We start from the raw sequence: 18,483 nt of genomic DNA on the forward strand, positions 1-18,483 counted from the left end.
GGTGGTACAGCACGAAAGTGGGGATGATCGACCTGAAAAAGAGGTCGATCATCATGGGTAAAGGGTGTTAAAAAGTGTTCACCATGTCTCCGAACACCTGTCTACCATGTCTCCGGACCGTACACCCTCAGGGAGAGGGGATCGATCGTGCTCGCGAGGGAATTCCTCCCCCCACAGAGAGAGGGAGAAAACCATCCGGAGACGCTTCACCGCAAACCTCTGCTATGATGCCTTTTTCTCTTACCAGGAAGCCCGATGAGCAAAATCGATCTCAGCCACAGCGAACGCGAGATGCTTCGCGAAAAACTGCAACGCTACTGCACCGACAACTTCGACCTCGAGCTGGAACAATTCGACGCCGAATTCTTTGTCGATTTCGTCATTGAAAATATCGGCCCGACGCTGTTTAACGCCGGGATCGATGAAGCCATCCGCACGCACGCCGCTTACAGCGAACGCATTCAGGAAGAGATGGATCTGAAAAAAATCTACTGATCTTCGACCACAAACCGCGTCGCTTCGAAACGGTTTAAGATTAGGTGCACCAGAAATACCATCGTCAGCGTGCCCAACAGAGCGACCGTCACCGACACAATGCGATAAAGATCGCTAAACACCAGGTCGGTATCCGGGTGCAGGTTCTGCCCGAACATAATGCCGATGGTGGTAACGCTGGCAAAACCGACGCCCGCCCCCACCTTTTCCATCACGTGCAGTCGCGCGCTAAACGCCAGTCCGAGGCCTATCAGCGGCATCATCAACAACATATGGCTACTGTGATTGTAGAGAATCAACTGCACCAGCAGGATATACAGACAGGCGAGAATCACCCCCACCACACGCCACAACGAACTCATCACCGCACCGCGATAATGCATCGGGAACAGGATCAAAATACCCGCCATCAGCGCTGACAGCGAATCACTGAGATCGCTTATCTGGAACACAACAAAGATCATCGTCGCCACGGTCCCGGAGAGCAGGGACTCATGCCGCACGCGGGCATCGCTTTTTTCGATCCTCGGCGGCGGGTTGCGCGGATCCACATCCGGGATCAGGAAATTCATCAGCGCGCTGAGTGCCACCGCCATCACACTGGCTTCAATATTGGAGAAAATCAACGTATGCCAGTCGCTGGTCGGGTAGCTCATAAAGTTGAGCATCGTGCTCTGACACACCACCCCCGCCGAACCAAACAGGAACAGCGGCCCCTTACTCATAAAGCGAAAACGCATCACATACAGGCCGAATACCACCAGCGTCATCATCAGCGGCCATTTCGACAAATAGCCGATGATCAGCACCATTTCGACGCAATTTAGCACCGCGCTAAAAATAAACTGCTTCGCCACGTGGCGGTTAAACACCGGCACCAGCGAGAGCAACATCACCGGGTAGACGACATAAAAGACGCCATAGCTGGTGTTGTAAAAGCTCGAGATACTCAGCGCGATCATCCCGGCAAACACAATGCGCAGCGTCTGGCGAAAATCATTCGCCGTGTAGACGATGTTGCCGTGCGGCGTAAAGACGCGCGCGAGGGTATTAATAGACATAGTGCAGCCAACTGACGAGATGGATTTGCAGCCCCGAGAAAAAGCGGGCAAACGGCCCTTCGCTGTTATATAGCTGCACGGTGGCGCGCGCGCCGGTCGGCAGGGATTTGGGCAAGGCGTCATCCAGCGCCACGTGAATACGCATGCGCTGCGCATCACGCACCCAGCGGTTGGAGGTTTCCGGTTCCGACAGCTCACCGTTAACCGCTTGCTGCCCGGCTAACACCCCGGCATCGCTGCTGGTGACATGGCCGCGAAACACATGGCCCGGCAATGCATCAAAGACCACGGCGGCATCGGTACCGACGTGAGTGTGACGTAAACTTTTCTCACGAAAATCCGCCACGATATCTGCACTGTCATGCACCAGCGCCAGGGTTGCGCTTCCGGCAGCGGCATAATAGCCGGGGCTCAGTTGCAGGTTACTCACTTTACCGTCGATCTCGGCACGCACCTGCGTCCAGCCAAGATTAAGCTGCGCCTGCTCAAGGCTATTTTGATATTTTTGCAGCGTCACGTTGCGGCTGTCGTCGCGCTCGCCACGTTCGATAGTCAGGGCGTGGATCGTCGCATTGAGGTTATTGACCGACTGCACGCTGCTCTGCCAGGTCGTGCGCACTTTATCCAGGTCGGATTGCGAGACGTTTTGCATCGCCCCCAGACGCTGGTAGCGGTCAAAGGTGACTTTGTCATTTTGCGCGGTAAGCTGTGCGGTTTTCAGGTTCGCTTCGGCGGCCGCAATCTGCGCATCCAGTTGCTGATTGGTAAGACGCGCCTGCGCCAGCGCGATTTGCGCGGCTTCCACCTGGTTGTTAAACGGCGTGGCATCCAGCTCGTAGAGCAAGTCGCCCTTCTTCACCACGCTGTTATTTTGCACGTAGACCTTCGCAACATAGCCGGAAACGCGCGAAGACACCGGGGTCACCACGCGCATTACGGTGGAGTCCGGCGTCAGCGGGATCCAGATATCGGCAACGATAAAGTAGACAAACATCAGCAGGAAAGAGGCAATACTCACCCTTACCCAGCGGGCAAACTTTTGTTCTGGCGTCATCATGATTTATTTAGTCTTGTTATCTTCTTCGCGGATATTCCGCAAATTGCAGGCGATCTGATTCAATGTCGCGCTGAAAATGTCCATATTTTCAGCAGGGATGTTTTGCGCCGCACGTTCCTGACAGGCTTCAATCACACGGGTGATTTTTTCCAGCATGGCATGACCTTCTGGCGTGAGCGTCAGCAGGCGGATGCGCTTGTCGTAGGGAGATGTGGTGCGCACAAGCAATCCCTGGTTTTCAAGCTGCGTGAGGGTACGCATCAACGGCGGCAGTTCGATGCCCTGCACTTCCGCCAGTTCACTGACCGAGACGTTATCGCCTAGCTGGCGAAGCTGCATCAGCACCGTCCAGCCCGACTGGGTGAGGCCGGTATCGGCAAGCGCATGATCAATGGTGGCGCGCCACTGGCGCACAATCATCGCCATTCGCATTCCCAGCGGCCTGCGGGCAAACAGTTCGTCTTCGGTCATGTGAGGTTCCTCATTAAGCCGCGAGGAGAATAATAGTTATCATGATAAGTATCAAGAAACGGAGTTGGGAAAGAGCATGGAATGGAAAAATTTTGTCAGTATATTTTCCTCGATCACACTCACGCTTACCGGAGTACGGGCGAATACTTTGTCATTACCCTGTTCCAGGCTAGCCCTGACATTTTTTAGCAATTCGTGGCTTATTTGCAGCAATATTGTGGGGATTATCCCACGAAGCCACTACTTTTTGATTGCCCGCACCAGTGATACGAAGCCGATAAATAGCTGTTTTGCCCGAGTATCGCGAAATTCCAAACCCCGGCTGGCGGCCTCTACCTTTATTCGCGTAGGCCACTACCATCGGATCGTTGATGGCAGGCTGCCCACGGTCGGTCTCAGACTGCTGACAAACCTAAAAAATAGCACGGGCGGTTCCCTCGCCCCTCTGGGGAGAGGGTTAGGGTGAGGGGAAATTTGTTGATGTAGCAATGAGTTATCACCCTCACCCCGGCCCTCTCCCTGAAAGGGAGAGGGAGAAAAGCGGCTCTCATTCGTTTATGACGGTTAAAAGAACCATTCTGGTTTCACGCCAAAACGCGCGGATAACGCCTTAATGTGAGCGATAGTCAGAGAACGATGGCCGGATAGGATCTGGCTCACCAGTGATTTAGAGCCGATATCCTCTTTCAGGTCAGCGTAAGACAGCTTGTGCTGGTCAATCAGCGTACGCAGCAGCGCAACGCCGACCGGCATCTCAGCGACGGCTTTGTTGAATTCCGCAAAGTGTCCGCTGTTATCTTCATAGTCCGCGATTTTGCTCGCCAGGAAGTCGATAAGCGGGTTCTCATCGTCGTTCTCAAGCAGGTAATCTACCAGCGCCAGCGCTTCACGGTAATCGCGCTCGGAAGTACTCCCGCCCAGGAAAGGGACCGCATCGACGAGTTGTCTGGTGGCTTCAATGGCTTTTGCAGCGTCAGTGATCATTCTTTGTTCTCCCTGTAATAGCGGGTCAACTTGTCGTATTCAGCGCGGGTAGTAATATGCTTCACATAGAAGCGTTTATTCACAAAATCGATGTAGGCGATAACCCTCAGATTGTTGCCTCCAACATCCAGAACCCACCATTTATTCCGGTACTTAAAATTATCCAGGCTCGGTATCAGCGCTTCCATCTCAGTCGGAGAAGAGAAGTCTATCTCACACACTAAGCGGTACAGCGCCCGTATGGCGAAGGCGTCATTAGGATTTCGCTTTGCCGCTTCCTCAAAAGGCTCTTTTGAAATGACATGTATCTGGCATCCTGCCCATCTGTTTACATAATAGCCTCTTCGCTCGGTATGCTGGAAACAGGTATAAACACCCTTTATCTGTGCAATCGCAAGTACGTTTGACGGCATTGAAAGGCGTTAACTGAACCTTCTTGTTCACGAATGACCATTGTTCACGAATTGAATTTGTTCACGCAGCATGAACAAACATATTTCGTGAACAAGCAACACCTTACCCCCGCTCCCCCGCCCCCCACATCTCCCTTAGCCACCCGGCGCGCTCCACAATGGAGGGGATGGCTTTCTGTTCCCAGAAACGCAGTGAAATATGGCCGCTGCTCATACCGCCGCGGCAAAAACGCGGGATATAGACCGCATCGTCATCAAGCATGGATGAATTGGTTCGCGCGAGCACAACGTTACGCAGCAGCGCGGTCAGCTCTTTTAGCGTGTCCGGCAGCGGGACACGGGATAACGATTTGCGCATCTCCATCCATAACCAGGGGTCGCCTCTGAGTCCCCAACCAGAGTGGTCCGGTGTCAGCAGATCGCCAATCGTTGCCCAACTGTGTTCCAGCGGAATGCATGATTTGCATTTTTCCAGCGCCAGGAGTTGGGGTAAAAATTCATCACGCCAGTAGTCGGTATCCACCCACCAGTGCGGGGGAATCGAGGCGTGGCGTACAAAGGGCGTAGAGAGCGATGTTCCCGTCATCGCCATAAAGGCGCCATAAAAGCGCTCCTTCGCACTGGCCGTTGGCGAAACACACTCTTCATCACTGAGCAACATCACCAGATTGTCCATCAGCAACTTATCGGGATAATTCATTAATTCCGGCATGCCCCGGGCGAAAATCTTACGCATCAACTGGGCGAGCGTTCGCGGGGCCGGATAAAGCACAAACCGCAGATCCTGGCGCTGCGCATGCTTCTTAACGGCAATGTCATACGCCGTTTGCTGTGTATCGTGCGTCTTGAGCTGGGTATCCGCGCCGAACTGCAACAAGCGCCCAATGACCGTTAAATCCGCACCGTGCCACGCGGCCTGATGCAGTGCGGAATAGCCTTTTTTCTGCGAAACATGATTAATCAGCGAGGGATATTGTTCGAGGACAGCCAGGGCCTCATCCCACTTCCCCTGCCATGCATTAAGAGAAAGCTGGCCTGCCGCCAGCGCCAGAGAATCGGCCATGGAGCCTCCTTTTTGCTGTTCCGTCTTACTTTCATCCTTTAGCGAGTGATTTCACTGTTTGCTAAGGGGAAGACACTTATTTCCCCTTTTGAAACGTCAACCCCTACCACTACGCTGCGTGTCGGCGGGCTTTGGGTTCTCGATTTGAGGATGTACTTAACGATAAATTGCCCGTCGCTGGCGAAAGTATAGAAAGAGGGCGGAATACACAGTTGCGCATCTTTCACCTTTAAGGGCGGCATCAAAGTATATTTATGTCTCGGGGGCGGAATATTGCGCGGATTAATAGAGATAAATACCGGCTGGTAATCTCCCGCATGATGAACGGCAAAACAGACTTCATTATTTGCTGTACGCCTCACCGAGGTGGTTTCATCGGGCCTTAGCCTGTCGCCTGAGCCCGGACAGCCAGTCAGTGCCAGCAGGGACGCCAGTAATAACATACCGCGTGTTATCCCCTTTCTTAGCACCATGGAAACCCCTGCAACGTTTTTTGATATTCAGGCAACATGCGGGACTCACGGAGATCCCCGTCAAGCGTCACATCGCCTCTCGCTCTTAATGCCATCCAGGAAGCATAGCCGTAAGTTTTGAGAATGAAATAATCGGCAATGATTTGTGCCTGCTGTTCCATCGAATAACGTCGTAAAGGTCGCCCATTTAAATGGTAGCGATAACTCACCAGCCCACTGACTAAGCCATTTACACGTACATTCATGCCGCGGTTACGCTGCCAGATATGGCTGAGTTCATGAATAAATATATGCTGAAAAGGATGCGACTCTCGCGAAAAATCGTTCCGGTACCATTCGCGAAAATAGAGCTCGCCATTGGGGGCCATTCCCGCACTTTGCGGCTGTAAGCCAAACGGGAAATAGCTTTCGTGATGCACCCAGACTTTATGGTATTCAATACTATTACCGAAGACACTTCTGGCCAGACGGATCTCGCCCGGCTGCAATAACCGCTGACTCCCTTCCCCGTCCATAGACACCCTCTGATTATGGCGACCTCATATATATAAACCTTACGAATGATTTTTCAATCGCCGCGGCGTGACATTTCGTCTTTCAACTGCAGATATCCGCACACCATTTCCCCCAGTTCTGCCGCAAACGCGGTGATCTCCGCCTCGCTACGCGGCGCAGAAGAGAACGCCTTGCCCACCGCGCCAATGGTGGTGGTCACCAGTTCGCAGACCAGCGCCTGCCTGGCGGGCGTCTCACTCGGTAACACCTCCTGCACAAAGGTCTGAAAGATACCCTCCCCCGCGGCTTTTGCTGCCATCACCTCCGGCGCATCACGATACAACGGCGCAGCGTCATCCAGCGCGGTGCGCATCGCTGCCTCTTCACACTCCGAGCGCACAAAAGCCAGCACCAGCGTGCGCATTCGCTGGAGTGGCGGATAACGGGCGTCCTGCAAAATCTCCCGCATCAGTGCGGACGTACGCTGCCACTCTTCAAGCTGGAGCTGGAAAAGAATCGAAGCTTTATTGGGAAAGTACTGATACACCGAACCAACGCTAACGCCCGCACGTTCGGCCACCCGCGCGGTGGTAAAACGCGGTGCTCCTTCCTCGGCTAAAACCTGAATAGCGGCTTCCAGGATTGCCGTCACCAGGGCGGTAGAACGTGCCTGACGCGGCTGTTTTCGTGAGGAAATACGCGGGGTTGAACGGGATGTCATTGGGTGAGTCTCCAGCGAAAGGAATGCGAATAGTGAATATGACGAATCCATCATATTCTAAATGCGAATAATTCGTCATATTTTATACTGGAGTCCTGCATGACCATGACCACCCTCACCACCGCACCGCTGGCCCTGTTGCTGGAACGTCTGTTTGCCGAGGCCGAGGCAACCACCAGCCCCGTACTGGATGATGTTTCCGAAGAGGAACAGATGCGCCTGTTACAGAGCAAAACCGACTACCGGGATCTCTACGGACGCCTGAAAGATCTGTGGCTGCCAGTGTCAAAAGAGACCGGCACACTGTTGTATATGCTGGCGCGCAGCAGTAACGCGCGCACTATTGTCGAGTACGGCACCTCGTTTGGGATCTCCGCGCTCCATCTGGCGGCGGCACTGCGTGATAACGGTGGCGGCAGGTTGATTACCTGCGAGTTCGAGCCCTCCAAAGCGGCGCGCGCCCGGCAGCATTTTAACCTGGGTGGCGTGAGCGATCTGATCGAGATCCGCGAAGGCGATGCGCTGGAAACCCTGCGTCAGGATCTGCCTGAATCGATTGATCTGGTGCTGCTCGACGGTGCGAAATCGCTCTACCCGGAGATTCTGGCGTTACTGGAGCCGCACCTGAGAAAAGGCGCGCTGATCGTCGCCGATAACGCCGATTATTACCCGCCGTATCTGGAAAAAGTCCGCTCGCCAGAAAATGGCTATTTGTCGACGCCGTTTAGCGGGGATGTGGAGCTGTCTGTCTGGCTGGAATGAGGGACTGAAAGCCCGCCGTGTAAGGCGGGCCGCACGTACCACTGAAAAAGGGGTTACGCGCTTTTTTGAAGCTCCCGGCGCGCCAGATCGGCAAAGAAACCACTTCGCGATCCGTACTCCCGATGAAGCTCAACATAGGTGTCTATTTTTACTAATAAATTTTGCGGCAATGTAATATTTAACTTCACCGCTTTACTGTCATATTTGCTTAAATCAACATCGACATAAGCCCAGATACCGCCCTGGCAATCTTCATCATTCATATGCACGGAAATGCTCTGCGCCTGTGGCACGAGTTCTCCTTTCTCAGTGACATAATCCAGATGAGCGTCGATCGCATTCCAGGCATCAGCGATCGCGGCATCAATCGTTTCACCTGCGAAATAGCAGCCCGTGATGTCCGGTACAAATCCGGAGAAACTGCCGCTATCAGCCTGATGCAGATAGATCGGAAATTTCATGGTTTACCTCTATTAAGATTGAAAGGGCACCGGCCCGGTGCCGCTTTAATTACATTTGTTTCAGGACTTTCTGCAATGTTCCCTTTGCAATACCCTTTTCAGGGTGAGGTACCGTAATGACATACGCTACCCACGCCTTCACGAACGTGTGGTGACTTCCTTTCACCCAGTCAAGAACCCAGCCACGCTCTTGCAGTTGTTTCATGAGTTCTCTGCTTGTCATCCCTTTCGATAATGTCTCCCTTTTAACAGCGCAAAGGGAGTATACCCACTATCCACACCAGCACCAATGCATTTGTAGGTATAGTGGGTATAAATAGTATTCAGCGCATGTAGCCATCCGGGATTTCCCCGGTGGCGCTGCGCTTGCCGGGGCTACTCGTCAAAAAACACCATCCCCTTGTATGGCTTCGCACGGCAGGCGGCCAGCCGTTGCGCGAGGCTACCCACGTGGGCTTCCAGCTTGTGCCCGTCCGGGTCGAGAAAATAGAACGACTCCCCTTCGCTTCTGTTCTCTTTCCACGACGTTATCCCCGCTTGCGTAAGGCGTGCCACAAACGTAGCAAAATCATTTTCATCGATACTAAAGGCATAGTGGGTGTAGTCGCTCTCCTGCGGGGCGATGTACCGCCCCTGCGCGTCCAGCGACAGGCAGAGCCACAGATCGCCACAGCGCAGATACGCGCCGTTATCCCAGCGTGCATGCAGGGGCAACCCCAACAGATGATGGTAAAAACCGATGCTGCTGGCGATATCGCTGACCGCCAGCGTCAGGTGATTCAGACCTTTTAACATGTTGTCATCTCAGCAGAAATTAAAGGCAGTCGAGTAGGTGTTGTCGCAGCCACTGGTGTGCCGGGTCACGGTGCAGACGTTCATGCCAGAGCATCAGCATATCGAACCCCGGCAGCGGCACGGGCGGCTCCACCACCTGCAAGGCTCCGGCCTTTTTCACCAGACGTTCCGGCAGCACGGCTACCAGGTCGCTGGTGGCCAGCGCCTCCAGCATAAACAAGAAATGTGGCACAGAGAGCACGACGCGCCGTGAAAGGCCACTTTTTGCCAGCACCTCATCGGTTATCGCGCTAAAGCCCCCGCCTTCCGGCGAGACAATCACATGCTCCAGCCTGCAGAATTGCGCCAGCGTCGGGCGACGTTTTAAGGCCGGGTGATTCAGCCGCCCGGCCAGCACATAGCGTTCGGTAAACAGCAGTCGCTGATGTAATGCAGGCGGCGCTCCTTCACGGGTATGAAAGATCAGATCGACATCGCCCTGCTCCGCCTGGCGCAAAATCTGCGGGGGATTGAGCTCGAAGAGCGCCAGCCGGGTACCCGGTGCGGCCGCCCGCAGGCTGTTGAGCGCAGGCAACACCACGGCCGACTCGGTGTAATCCGTGGCCACGATCCGCCAGGTGAGATCGGCACTCGCCGGATCAAAAGGGCTACCGGACGAAACGGCGCTTTCCAGCGCATCAAGCGCCTGTCTCAGCGGTAGACGCAGTTCATCGGCACGGGCGGTCGGCTGCATGCCACGCGGCCCCGGCAGCAACAGCGGGTCACCAAAGATCTCCCGCAGGCGGGCAAGCTGCACGCTGACCGAGGGCTGCGACAAATTGAGCCGTTGCGCCGCCCGCGTCACGTTAAGTTCGGTCAACAGGACATCCAGCGTCGCCAGCAGATTCAAATCGATACGACGGAAATTAACCATGGCTATACCTGCAATATCAGTAATTAATTTCTACTATACCTTCCCATTCATTACCGTGGGGTGACTTTCCCAACACCAGGTACACACAATGAATGTTTTGATTGTTTACGCCCATCCCGAAGCCCACTCTTTGAACGGTGCGCTGAATGCCTTTGCCATTTCGCATCTGGAAAATAGCGGACACCACGTGCAGGTTTCCGATCTCTACGCCATGAACTGGAAATCACAACTGGATGCCAGCGACACGCTGGCCCCGCTGGCAGGTGACCATTTCCACCCGTCACTGGATTCAAAAAAGGCCTTTGAGCAGGGTTTGCAAAGTGCGGATATCGCTGGCGAACAGGCGAAATTACGCTGGGCAGACGCGGTCATTTTCCAGTTTCCGCTGTGGTGGTTTTCGATGCCTGCCATTATGAAGGGGTGGTTCGACAGGGTTTACGCCTATGGATTTGCCTATGGTGTGGGCGAACACAGCGACACTCACTGGGGCGATCGCTATGGCGAGGGGAGTCTGTCCGGCAAGCGGGCGATGTTGCTGGTGACGACAGGCGGCTGGGAATCACACTATAGCCCCCGTGGGATCAACGGCCCAATCGACGATATTCTGTTCCCCATCCAGCACGGGATGCTGTTTTATCCGGGCTTCGAAGTGTTGCCGCCGCTGGTGATTTATCGCACCAGCAAGACAGATGATGAGAAATATGCAGCGTATTGCCAGCAACTGGCACAGCGTCTGGACACGCTTTGGCAGGCAGAACCTCTGCCCTACCGGCGGCAAAATGCCGGGGATTACACCATTCCCGCACTGACCCTGCGCCCGGATATCGCACCAGGCGAGAGCGGGTTTGGTGTGCATGTGAAGTGACATCCATTCAGGTATGAAATACGTTACCCGTATATGAATAAAATGGCACCCTGCTTACCCAAAAATACCAAAAGGGTAAACCGGGATGCCATTCAACGATAAATGCCTTATTCCGGCTCTTTGACCTGCGCAACAAATGACGGGAGATCCCAGGTGCCGCCCGCGCGAATGTAGCGGCACATACCGGTGGTGGATTCGCTGCTCTGGGTGAACGCTTTACCGTCCCACACCCACTCCGCGGATGCCCAGCAGTCGCCTATCCCGCGGCCACGCTGACCCAGCGAAATCAGGCCATCGCTGTAATCCGACGCGGAATCGGTCACCAGCACGGGTTCGCCCGCGAGCTTGCTGTCGATAACCCAGAAGCCATAGCCTTCGTTATAGGCCGCGCGCCAGCAGAGCGTGGAAATCAGCGCATGGGTATCGTCAAGCGGCGTCAGACTGATATCGTTATCGCCCTCATCCGCCTGCGGGTCCGGTGATTTCAAACGCTCGCAATTGGTGTCTTTCGGTAACGAAGCGATCAATTTAGGCTTAAGCGCGGCGACTTCCGTTTCATTGAGCACGCGCTCCTGCGCATCGCTCACTTTGGCCGCCTGAATCACCGGGGGCTCTTTCGCCGCCGGTACGCCACTTTCCGGTTTATCGCCTTTCTTCACCAGCGCGCCGGGGGTGTCCAGACGCCCCTGCACATCATCCATTTTCAGCAGCACCGCTGTCGCGCCATCGCCAGACAGCTCGAACGGCTTCGCACCGCCTTTAAATTCCACTTTGCCGCTGCCTTTTACTGCCTCGATCAGCGCCTGAGTTTGCGCGGGAGACAACCGCCAGGTATCGGTGTCCTCCGGCTCAACTTCACCGATCTCTTTGTCATCAATCCACAAAACCAATTTGGGCTGCGGTGCAGTCTCATCGGATTCCATTTCCGCGAGCACAACATCGACAACAAGCGGAGCATCCGCACCGGCTTTACGCACCAGCAGTACCGACCCGCTGGCTTCTTCTTCCTTGCTATAACCCGCAGCGCGACAGGTCAGCGTGTTGTCACAAACGACTTCCCAATCTTTGTGGTTAAACGTGGTGCTATTGTTTTCTGCCATTGCCGGCGCACTGAGCGTCGCTATCATCACCAGTGCGGCTTTATAACTTTTATTCATGCCGTTTCTCCGTATTCACCATCGCCGACAGTGTGAAGAATTTAGTGCATTCGGAGAAGTGAAATTTTTTCTACGGTGAAAGGAAATAACGTGGATTTGATCCCCCTCGCACAGGAAGGGGATCGGGAGAGGGGAAATTAATCCAGCTTCAGGTCCCCGTAGCTGTTTACTACGCGGGAGACAATGCCGTAATCAATCGCTTCTTGCGGGTTCATCCAGTAGTTGCGGTCAGTGTCTTGTTTCACTTTCTCAACCGGTTGCCCGGTCGCATCGGCGATAAGACGGTTAACGCGATCCAGCATGCGGATGATCTCTTTCGCTTCAATCTCAATGTCGCTGGCCTGGCCACGCACGCCGCCCAGCGGCTGATGGATCATAAAGCGAGTGTTTGGCAGCGCGTAGCGATGCTCTTTTTTCGCCGCCAGGAAAATGGTGATCCCGGCGCTCGCCACCCAGCCAGTACCAATGATATGCACTTCCGGCTTGATGAATTTAATGATGTCGTGAATGGTATCCGCAGCTTCAACATGGCCGCCCTGGCTGTTCAGGTAGATTTTGATCGGCGCATCGCTGATCCCCTGCAACAGCAGCAGTTGGGTCACCACTTTTTCGGTCAGCGTCTGGTTAATCTCACCGGAGATAATGATCGAGCGCGAATCCAGCAACTTCTGCTGCATCATCTGAGTGACGTTGCCGCCTTCGTTCTCTTTTTTATCGTCGTCTTTACTGCCCATATAATGCATGGTGAATCCCCCGTAGTGATAATGGCATTAAGCATAGTCTACGCCATAAAAGGCGGAAAATAACAAGATGTTATCTCCGCACTTTTGGGGGATCAATAACCCAGATCGTCACGACGCAATCCCAGGTCTTTCAGTTGCTCATCGCTAAGATTGCTCAAAATTATCCGCGTCTTGCGCCGTTCCCATTTTCTCTTCGCCCAATGCCACAGTTGTACTAACCCGAAAAATGGTCGTTGCGGTCTATTTTCAAAGAATTCCATCGCGTCTCTCCTCACCTGAACAGAGCCCTATTTTCTCTGGAATTCCTGTATGCAATACAGACGCAGAAATTACTTTTCTTTAACATACAGATCGCCTACAACTGTATCTGAACGGCATTTTTCTCCGCCATCTGTACTGGTTTTACAATCTGTATGGTGACAACAAAGGATACAGCATGACACGTTATGAAAACCTGGCCACCTTACTGGCGGAGCGCATTGAACAAGGGCTCTACCGCCATGGCGAGAAACTGCCATCCGTCAGGAATCTGAGCCAGGAGCACGGCGTGAGTATCAGCACCGTACAGCAGGCGTATCAGGTACTGGAAAACCTACAGTTGATCACCCCGCAGCCGCGCTCGGGCTATTTTGTCGCCCCGCGCAAAGCCAAACCGCCGGTGCCTGCCATATCGCGCCCGGTTCAGCGCCCGGTAGAAGTGACGCAGTGGGATGAAGTGCTCACACTGCTCGATGCCCGTTCGGACAAAGAGATGCTCAACTTTGGCGGCGGTGCGCCGGACATTTCGCAACCGACGCTGAAACCGCTGTGGCGCGAAATGGCGCGTCTGGTGCAGCACAATCAGTGCGACATTCTGAGCTACGACGCCCTGCAAGGACGCCGCGAACTGCGCGAGCAGATCTCCCGCCTGATGGTTGATGGCGGCACGGTGGTGGACCCGGAAGATATCGTGATCACCAACGGCTGCCACGGCGCGCTGAGCATCGCCCTGCTTTCGGTGTGCAAACCGGGTGATATCGTGGCCGTGGAGTCCCCTTCCTACTATGGCACCATGCAGTTACTGCGCGGTTTTGGCATTAAAGCGATGGAGATCCCAACCGATCCGGAAACCGGGATCAGCATTGAGGCACTGGAACTTGCGCTGGAACAGTGGCCGATCAAAGGGGTGATCCTCGTACCGAGTTGCAGCAACCCGCAGGGCTCGATCATGCCGGATGCGCGCAAAAAAGCGATACTGGCGCTGGCGCAGCGCCATGACATTGTCATTTTCGAAGACGATATCTATGGCGAACTCGTCACCGATTATCCCCGCCCGCGCACCATTAAATCTTTTGATATCGATGGCCGCGTGTTGCTGTGCAGCTCGTTTACCAAATCGGTCGCGCCGGGGCTGCGTGTGGGCTGGATTGTACCGGGGCGCTATCGCGATCGGGTGCTGCATATGAAATATGCCGCTATCGGCAGCACAGTGCCTACGAATCAGTTGGCGATGGCGGCGTTTATTCGCGACGGCCACTACCATCGCCATATTCGCCGGATGCGCCAGTTTTATCAGCAGCACCTGGAAACCTATACCTGTTGGATCCGCCAGTATTTCCCATGCGGAATCTGCGTCACGCGGCCAAAAGGTGGCTATATGCTGTGGGTGGAGCTACCGGAAGGGGTGGATATGCTCTGTGTCTCGCGCCAGCTTTGTCGGCTGAAAATCCAGATTGCGCCGGGATCGCTTTTTTCCGCCTCGGGGAAATACCGCAACTGCCTGCGCATTAACTGCGCCCTGCCGCTGACTGAACGGTATCGCGAGGCCATTTCGAAGCTGGGCGAAGCTATTCATTTCGCGATGGAAGAGAGTTAATCTCCCCCTTCTTTTTCCTTCCCCGGTGGCGCTTCGCTTACCGGGGCTACCAAACCACCGCACCGCGGCCCCGGTAAAATCGTATCCCGGGTAAGGCGCGTGCGCGCCGCCACCCGGAGTTCTCAAGACACTCAGAACTTATACGACAGGCTGCCCACAATGCTGCGCTCGGCACCAAAGTAGCAGTAAGAGAGCGAGTTACAGGCGGCGATATAGCTCTTGTCCGTCAGGTTATTAACGTTAACCTGCGCACTCAGCCCTTTCAAACCCACCTTCGACAGGTCATAGCCGACCGCCAGATCCACCAGTGTATAGGACGGCAGCGTATGCGTGTTCTGGCGATCCGAGGTAATGCCATTCACATAGCGCACGCCGGAACCGACGGTCAGCCCGTCCAGCGGCCCACTTTTCACATCGTAGCTCAGCCAGGCGCTGGCCTGATTACGCGGTGCGTAGACGGCGCGCTTGCCCTGCTCTTCCGGGCTGCTCTTCTTGTAGCGAATATCGGTGTAGGTATAGGCCGCCTGTAGACGCAGGCTATCCGTTAACTGCCCCACCGCTTCCAGTTCCACCCCTTCGGATTCTATCTCGCCGATAGAGCGGTACGGATCGGTCGGCTCTTCTTTGGTGGCGATATTCTTCTGGTTAATGCGGAACACCGAGGCGCTGTACATCGTCTGCGTCCCTTCCGGCTCGAATTTCAACCCGGCTTCCCACTGTTTCCCCTTCATCGGCTCCAGGATCTTGCCGTTTTCATCGGTAAAGCTGGTCGGCGTGAACGCGGTTGAGTAGCTAACGTAAGGCGCAATCCCGTTATCGAACAGATACAGCAATGCCGCACGGCTGCTGTAATGGCCTTGATCCAGGGTATCGCTGGTGTCATTGAGCTTATTAACGTTTGTGACTTTCACCTGATCGTGGCGGCCGCCCAGCGTCAGCCGCCACTTATTGAGTGACATCTGATCCTGGACGTAGATCCCGGTCTGCTCCAGCTTATGCTTCTCGCTGCTGTACTGCGTGATGTAATCCGGATCTGCGCCATACACCGGGTTAAACGCGTCGATCGCCGGGAAAGCGCCGTAGTAACCGGCCACATTATTGCTGCGGCGCTGGTAATCTACCCCCATCAACAGGCGATGGTTAACCGGGCCGGTCTCCACGCTGCCATCCAGTTGGTTGTCGAGCGTGATGGCATTCATCTTTTCATCAGAACCGGAATAGCCACGGTTCAGTTCGGTATCGTTGAGCCAGCCTGCCGCATACACCTGATTCAGGTTCACTTTAGTGTGCAGATAGCGCAATTTCTGGCGTACTGACCAGCCGCTATCAAAGGCGTGTTCGAAGTTGTAGCCGACCATGTTTTCGCGGCGGTCGTACTTGTCGTAATCATCTTCCCCTTCATAGAAGGTATTGGAAATTTTCTGCCCGGCGTGAGGGACAACGGTGCCTTCATACGGTAAGCCCGAGTGACTACCCCCTTCCGGATCGCGATGCAGATAGGCCATCAGATCCAGGCGTGTGCTATCGGTGATGCGCCAGGTGAGGCTCGGCATCAGGGCGTAGCGCTCTTCTTTTAGCGGATCGAACTGGGAATCCGCATAGCGGGTCATGCCGGTTAAACGTACGGCAACGCGGTCGTTATCATCCACCGGGCCGGTCACATCAAAGGCCGCACCGCGCTGGTTGTTATTCCCGGCGAACACTTTGATTTCGCCCCCCGGATCAAACGACGGTTTACGGGAATTCAGCGCCACAATCCCGCCAGGCGAAGAGCGACCATACAGTACAGAGGCCGGGCCGCGCACCACTTCGATACTGTCGAGGAACCACGGGTCCACCACCAACGAACTGTGCGAGTTGGTGTCCCCCATCATTTTCAGGCCGTCGAGATAGATATTATCCAGACTCCCATCGGAAAAGCCGCGCAAGACGATGTAATCAAAGCGGTTGGAGGCACCAATCTGGTTGGCATAGACACCCGGTGTGTAGCCCACCGCCTGGCGCACGCTGGTAGCCCCCTGCTCTTCATACTGTTGACGCGTCACAATAGAGACCGACTGCGGGGTTTCGATATCCGGCGTTTCCAGCTTGGTTGCGCCACTTTGCATTTGTGAGGTCACCACCACCGTCTCTTCTTTTGTCGACGAGGTGTCCTGTGCCAGGACCGTCGCGCTCAATCCACCCGTCATGCAGCCAATCATCAGCGCCAGTCGCGTTTTTGCGAACATGAAAATCTCCAGAAGCCGTTTTTATTGTAAATAAGAATTATTACCCTTTTGCCGACGGCGGCAGGTATGCGCAATGACAAGAGACGTATGCGCGGTGACAAAACAGATCACAACAGTTGAACTTTGGTCTACAGGCCCGTGGACGACCGGATGAAAAACAGGGATTAACAGGCGTGGCGCGCCTCGCCGGGGGTAATGCCATAGCGACGGCGAAAGGCGGTAGAAAAATTGGTGGCGTGCTGATATCCCGACATCCACGCTGCCTGCTGCACGCTGTACCCCTGTGCCAGGTAGCGGCGGGCCAGCTCCAGACGGCAATCGCGAAGATAATCAAACACCGAGTGACCATAGGCCTGGCGAAACTTGGTCCGCAGGCTGCTGCTGCTCATGGCTGCCAGTTGGGCCAGTTCCGTGAGGGTGTACTCTTTCTCCGGCTGTTGCTCCAGCAAGCGACGCACGGTTTCGAGCCGATGGTGTTCGCCGCTGGGGGCATGGCGGGAGGTGTGATTTTGCAGGCGCAGTGAAAGGCCGTGACCTAGCAGTTGTAGCATGACGCCTTCGAGCATTAACTGGCGCGACAGCCCCGGTTGGCTGGACTGCTGGATGTATTGCAGGCCAGAGAGCAAAAAGCCCGGCACCTGCCATAAGAAGGTTGGCGCACCGCCGTTTTCCCACTGCTGAAGCAACGCAGAGAGCAGCGGCGATTGCCAGCAGCGCGCCGGGTCTACGCCCAGTGAAAGCGTGCGTAAGTGGTAGTCGGCAAGATGTACGGCGTTCATCACCTGCTGCTCGCCAAGGCGCGAGGTAAAGGCCATACCGGAGCGCACCACAAATTCCTGACCGTTGACGCGCAGCATCACACTGCCTTCCAGCACCACCAGCATATAGAGCGGGCAGCTATGCAAGGAGGTGGTTTCATAGGGTTGCAGGACGCGAATATCTGAGCTGGTGAGGTTGAGACCGGATGAGAACGACATCTCTTCGACATCGCCCTGAATGACAATGTGTTTTTCTTTACTGACGTCGCGGCAGGCAGAGAGTGACGGGAAGCGATAATCAATGCCGTAGCGTTCGCCAAACCCGATAAAATCTTCAACGGAAAAGTGTCTTTTTTGCATAGCGGGCAGCCATTGTGATCCTGTCCAATGTTCAACATTCCACCGGGGATGCGCGAAAGTTTCCGGGTCGACGCCCTGAAAAACGCCTACAGATTACCATTGCCCCCGCCAGGCGGCAATAATATTGAGAATCGTTCTCACCTTTAGGTCAACCCCGGATGCGGCGTAAACGCCTTATCCGAACCGTACAGGGACTGAGGATTCCCCACAAAAATGCGAGCACGAACGGTCCCCTCTCCTCTTTGGGGTGTACGGTCCGGAGACATGGCAGACAGGTGTTCGGAGACATGGTGAACACTTTTTAACACCCTTTACCCATGATGATCGACCTCTTTTTCAGGTCGATCATCCCC

The 18,483-nt window shown here is 54.8% G+C and carries 22 protein-coding genes; 4 read left to right on the forward strand and 18 right to left on the reverse strand.

Annotated features, from left to right (window positions below; translation table 11 throughout):
* The first annotated feature begins 255 nt into the window (after window positions 1-255).
* Window positions 256-495, forward strand: coding sequence for a DUF2164 domain-containing protein (locus tag ABU190_RS26885; RefSeq protein ID WP_039078211.1), 240 nt, complete (start codon window positions 256-258; stop codon window positions 493-495).
* Here ABU190_RS26885 and ABU190_RS26890 read toward each other — a convergent pair.
* The 9 genes from ABU190_RS26890 to ABU190_RS26930 form a co-directional block, all read right to left on the reverse strand.
* Window positions 489-1,556 carry a DUF2955 domain-containing protein gene (locus tag ABU190_RS26890; protein WP_354692876.1) on the reverse strand — a complete coding sequence of 356 codons (1,068 nt, stop codon included), beginning with the start codon at window positions 1,554-1,556 and terminating at the stop codon, window positions 489-491. The genes ABU190_RS26885 and ABU190_RS26890 overlap by 7 nt on opposite strands.
* A complete protein-coding gene (locus ABU190_RS26895; protein WP_354692877.1) occupies window positions 1,546-2,613 on the reverse strand; it encodes an HlyD family secretion protein in 1,068 nt (355 codons plus the stop codon). The genes ABU190_RS26890 and ABU190_RS26895 overlap by 11 nt, the downstream gene beginning before the upstream one ends.
* A 3-nt stretch (window positions 2,614-2,616) precedes the next feature.
* Window positions 2,617-3,084 (reverse strand): MarR family transcriptional regulator, encoded by a 468-nt coding sequence (locus ABU190_RS26900; protein ID WP_039078208.1) that lies wholly within the window; start codon window positions 3,082-3,084, stop codon window positions 2,617-2,619.
* Window positions 3,085-3,648: 564 nt separating this feature from the next.
* Window positions 3,649-4,068: a helix-turn-helix domain-containing protein gene (locus ABU190_RS26905; protein WP_354692878.1), complete on the reverse strand. Its 420-nt coding sequence runs from the start codon at window positions 4,066-4,068 to the stop codon at window positions 3,649-3,651.
* The gene (locus ABU190_RS26910) at window positions 4,065-4,376 is read right to left on the reverse strand and encodes a type II toxin-antitoxin system HigB family toxin (RefSeq protein WP_354692888.1); all 312 of its coding nucleotides are present in this window, start codon (window positions 4,374-4,376) and stop codon (window positions 4,065-4,067) included. The genes ABU190_RS26905 and ABU190_RS26910 overlap by 4 nt, the downstream gene beginning before the upstream one ends.
* A 208-nt stretch (window positions 4,377-4,584) precedes the next feature.
* Window positions 4,585-5,544: an ankyrin repeat domain-containing protein gene (locus tag ABU190_RS26915; RefSeq protein ID WP_354692879.1), complete on the reverse strand. Its 960-nt coding sequence runs from the start codon at window positions 5,542-5,544 to the stop codon at window positions 4,585-4,587.
* A gap of 38 nt (window positions 5,545-5,582) precedes the next feature.
* Window positions 5,583-6,017 (reverse strand): putative T6SS immunity periplasmic lipoprotein, encoded by a 435-nt coding sequence (locus ABU190_RS26920; protein ID WP_354692880.1) that lies wholly within the window; start codon window positions 6,015-6,017, stop codon window positions 5,583-5,585.
* On the reverse strand, window positions 6,008-6,532 hold the full coding sequence (locus ABU190_RS26925; protein ID WP_317077118.1) for a type IV secretion protein Rhs: 525 nt from the start codon (window positions 6,530-6,532) through the stop codon (window positions 6,008-6,010). Before ABU190_RS26925 ends, ABU190_RS26920 begins: the two co-directional genes overlap by 10 nt.
* A gap of 53 nt (window positions 6,533-6,585) precedes the next feature.
* The gene (locus ABU190_RS26930) at window positions 6,586-7,233 is read right to left on the reverse strand and encodes a TetR family transcriptional regulator (protein WP_354692881.1); all 648 of its coding nucleotides are present in this window, start codon (window positions 7,231-7,233) and stop codon (window positions 6,586-6,588) included.
* A gap of 99 nt (window positions 7,234-7,332) precedes the next feature.
* Here ABU190_RS26930 and ABU190_RS26935 point away from each other — a divergent pair, with 99 nt between their 5' ends.
* Window positions 7,333-7,995, forward strand: a complete 663-nt coding sequence (locus tag ABU190_RS26935) for an O-methyltransferase (RefSeq protein ID WP_354692882.1) — start codon at window positions 7,333-7,335, stop codon at window positions 7,993-7,995.
* Between the two features lie 53 nt (window positions 7,996-8,048).
* Here the strand turns inward: ABU190_RS26935 and ABU190_RS26940 are convergent, their stop codons facing one another.
* From ABU190_RS26940 to ABU190_RS26955, 4 genes are all read right to left on the reverse strand, one after another.
* Window positions 8,049-8,456, reverse strand: a complete 408-nt coding sequence (locus ABU190_RS26940; RefSeq protein ID WP_107223757.1) for a type II toxin-antitoxin system HicB family antitoxin — start codon at window positions 8,454-8,456, stop codon at window positions 8,049-8,051.
* A gap of 49 nt (window positions 8,457-8,505) precedes the next feature.
* A complete protein-coding gene (locus ABU190_RS26945) occupies window positions 8,506-8,679 on the reverse strand; it encodes a type II toxin-antitoxin system HicA family toxin (protein WP_354692883.1) in 174 nt (57 codons plus the stop codon).
* A gap of 152 nt (window positions 8,680-8,831) precedes the next feature.
* A complete protein-coding gene (locus tag ABU190_RS26950; protein WP_354692884.1) occupies window positions 8,832-9,251 on the reverse strand; it encodes a FosA family fosfomycin resistance glutathione transferase in 420 nt (139 codons plus the stop codon).
* A gap of 19 nt (window positions 9,252-9,270) precedes the next feature.
* Window positions 9,271-10,164: a LysR family transcriptional regulator gene (locus ABU190_RS26955; protein ID WP_172600685.1), complete on the reverse strand. Its 894-nt coding sequence runs from the start codon at window positions 10,162-10,164 to the stop codon at window positions 9,271-9,273.
* A gap of 88 nt (window positions 10,165-10,252) precedes the next feature.
* Between ABU190_RS26955 and ABU190_RS26960 the strand changes: the two genes are divergently transcribed.
* Window positions 10,253-11,029: an NAD(P)H-dependent oxidoreductase gene (locus ABU190_RS26960; protein WP_354692885.1), complete on the forward strand. Its 777-nt coding sequence runs from the start codon at window positions 10,253-10,255 to the stop codon at window positions 11,027-11,029.
* Window positions 11,030-11,136: 107 nt separating this feature from the next.
* Here ABU190_RS26960 and ABU190_RS26965 read toward each other — a convergent pair whose 3' ends face one another.
* The 3 genes from ABU190_RS26965 to ABU190_RS26975 all read right to left on the reverse strand — a co-directional run bounded on the left by ABU190_RS26965 (window position 11,137) and on the right by ABU190_RS26975 (window position 13,189).
* On the reverse strand, window positions 11,137-12,186 hold the full coding sequence (locus ABU190_RS26965; protein WP_354692886.1) for a DUF1176 domain-containing protein: 1,050 nt from the start codon (window positions 12,184-12,186) through the stop codon (window positions 11,137-11,139).
* 137 nt (window positions 12,187-12,323) lie between these two features.
* Window positions 12,324-12,929, reverse strand: coding sequence for an ATP-dependent Clp protease proteolytic subunit (locus tag ABU190_RS26970; RefSeq protein WP_039076867.1), 606 nt, complete (start codon window positions 12,927-12,929; stop codon window positions 12,324-12,326).
* Window positions 12,930-13,021: 92 nt separating this feature from the next.
* Window positions 13,022-13,189 (reverse strand): DUF1127 domain-containing protein, encoded by a 168-nt coding sequence (locus tag ABU190_RS26975; protein ID WP_071193555.1) that lies wholly within the window; start codon window positions 13,187-13,189, stop codon window positions 13,022-13,024.
* 176 nt (window positions 13,190-13,365) lie between these two features.
* On the opposite strand from ABU190_RS26975, the gene ABU190_RS26980 reads away from it, so the two are divergent.
* Window positions 13,366-14,784, forward strand: coding sequence for a PLP-dependent aminotransferase family protein (locus ABU190_RS26980; protein ID WP_039076868.1), 1,419 nt, complete (start codon window positions 13,366-13,368; stop codon window positions 14,782-14,784).
* A gap of 131 nt (window positions 14,785-14,915) precedes the next feature.
* On the opposite strand, the gene foxA is transcribed toward ABU190_RS26980, so the two are convergent.
* Both foxA and ABU190_RS26990 read right to left on the reverse strand, forming a co-directional pair.
* A complete protein-coding gene (gene foxA, locus ABU190_RS26985; RefSeq protein WP_107223760.1) occupies window positions 14,916-17,012 on the reverse strand; it encodes a ferrioxamine B receptor FoxA in 2,097 nt (698 codons plus the stop codon).
* 164 nt (window positions 17,013-17,176) lie between these two features.
* Complete coding sequence (locus ABU190_RS26990) at window positions 17,177-18,130, reverse strand: AraC family transcriptional regulator (protein WP_354692887.1); 954 nt, start codon at window positions 18,128-18,130, stop codon at window positions 17,177-17,179.
* Between the last annotated feature and the right edge of the window lie 353 nt (window positions 18,131-18,483).

The organism is Phytobacter sp. RSE-02 (genome assembly GCF_040578655.1).
Classification (GTDB): Bacteria; Pseudomonadota; Gammaproteobacteria; order Enterobacterales; family Enterobacteriaceae; genus Phytobacter; species Phytobacter diazotrophicus.

Excerpts from the sequence above, each read along its gene's own strand:
- ABU190_RS26895 (WP_354692877.1), bottom strand. The coding sequence starts at position 2,613 with ATGATGACGCCAGAACAAAAGTTTGCCCGCTGGGTAAGGGTGAGTATT.
- ABU190_RS26980 (WP_039076868.1), top strand. The coding sequence starts at position 13,366 with ATGACACGTTATGAAAACCTGGCCACCTTACTGGCGGAGCGCATTGAA.
- ABU190_RS26900 (WP_039078208.1), bottom strand. The coding sequence starts at position 3,084 with ATGACCGAAGACGAACTGTTTGCCCGCAGGCCGCTGGGAATGCGAATG.
- ABU190_RS26925 (WP_317077118.1), bottom strand. The coding sequence starts at position 6,532 with ATGGACGGGGAAGGGAGTCAGCGGTTATTGCAGCCGGGCGAGATCCGT.
- foxA (WP_107223760.1), bottom strand. The coding sequence starts at position 17,012 with ATGTTCGCAAAAACGCGACTGGCGCTGATGATTGGCTGCATGACGGGT.
- ABU190_RS26970 (WP_039076867.1), bottom strand. The coding sequence starts at position 12,929 with ATGCATTATATGGGCAGTAAAGACGACGATAAAAAAGAGAACGAAGGC.
- ABU190_RS26940 (WP_107223757.1), bottom strand. The coding sequence starts at position 8,456 with ATGAAATTTCCGATCTATCTGCATCAGGCTGATAGCGGCAGTTTCTCC.
- ABU190_RS26955 (WP_172600685.1), bottom strand. The coding sequence starts at position 10,164 with ATGGTTAATTTCCGTCGTATCGATTTGAATCTGCTGGCGACGCTGGAT.
- ABU190_RS26905 (WP_354692878.1), bottom strand. The coding sequence starts at position 4,068 with ATGATCACTGACGCTGCAAAAGCCATTGAAGCCACCAGACAACTCGTC.
- ABU190_RS26945 (WP_354692883.1), bottom strand. The coding sequence starts at position 8,679 with ATGACAAGCAGAGAACTCATGAAACAACTGCAAGAGCGTGGCTGGGTT.
- ABU190_RS26915 (WP_354692879.1), bottom strand. The coding sequence starts at position 5,544 with ATGGCCGATTCTCTGGCGCTGGCGGCAGGCCAGCTTTCTCTTAATGCA.
- ABU190_RS26930 (WP_354692881.1), bottom strand. The coding sequence starts at position 7,233 with ATGACATCCCGTTCAACCCCGCGTATTTCCTCACGAAAACAGCCGCGT.
- ABU190_RS26920 (WP_354692880.1), bottom strand. The coding sequence starts at position 6,017 with ATGGTGCTAAGAAAGGGGATAACACGCGGTATGTTATTACTGGCGTCC.
- ABU190_RS26890 (WP_354692876.1), bottom strand. The coding sequence starts at position 1,556 with ATGTCTATTAATACCCTCGCGCGCGTCTTTACGCCGCACGGCAACATC.
- ABU190_RS26975 (WP_071193555.1), bottom strand. The coding sequence starts at position 13,189 with ATGGAATTCTTTGAAAATAGACCGCAACGACCATTTTTCGGGTTAGTA.
- ABU190_RS26990 (WP_354692887.1), bottom strand. The coding sequence starts at position 18,130 with ATGCAAAAAAGACACTTTTCCGTTGAAGATTTTATCGGGTTTGGCGAA.
- ABU190_RS26885 (WP_039078211.1), top strand. The coding sequence starts at position 256 with ATGAGCAAAATCGATCTCAGCCACAGCGAACGCGAGATGCTTCGCGAA.
- ABU190_RS26950 (WP_354692884.1), bottom strand. The coding sequence starts at position 9,251 with ATGTTAAAAGGTCTGAATCACCTGACGCTGGCGGTCAGCGATATCGCC.
- ABU190_RS26935 (WP_354692882.1), top strand. The coding sequence starts at position 7,333 with ATGACCATGACCACCCTCACCACCGCACCGCTGGCCCTGTTGCTGGAA.
- ABU190_RS26960 (WP_354692885.1), top strand. The coding sequence starts at position 10,253 with ATGAATGTTTTGATTGTTTACGCCCATCCCGAAGCCCACTCTTTGAAC.
- ABU190_RS26965 (WP_354692886.1), bottom strand. The coding sequence starts at position 12,186 with ATGAATAAAAGTTATAAAGCCGCACTGGTGATGATAGCGACGCTCAGT.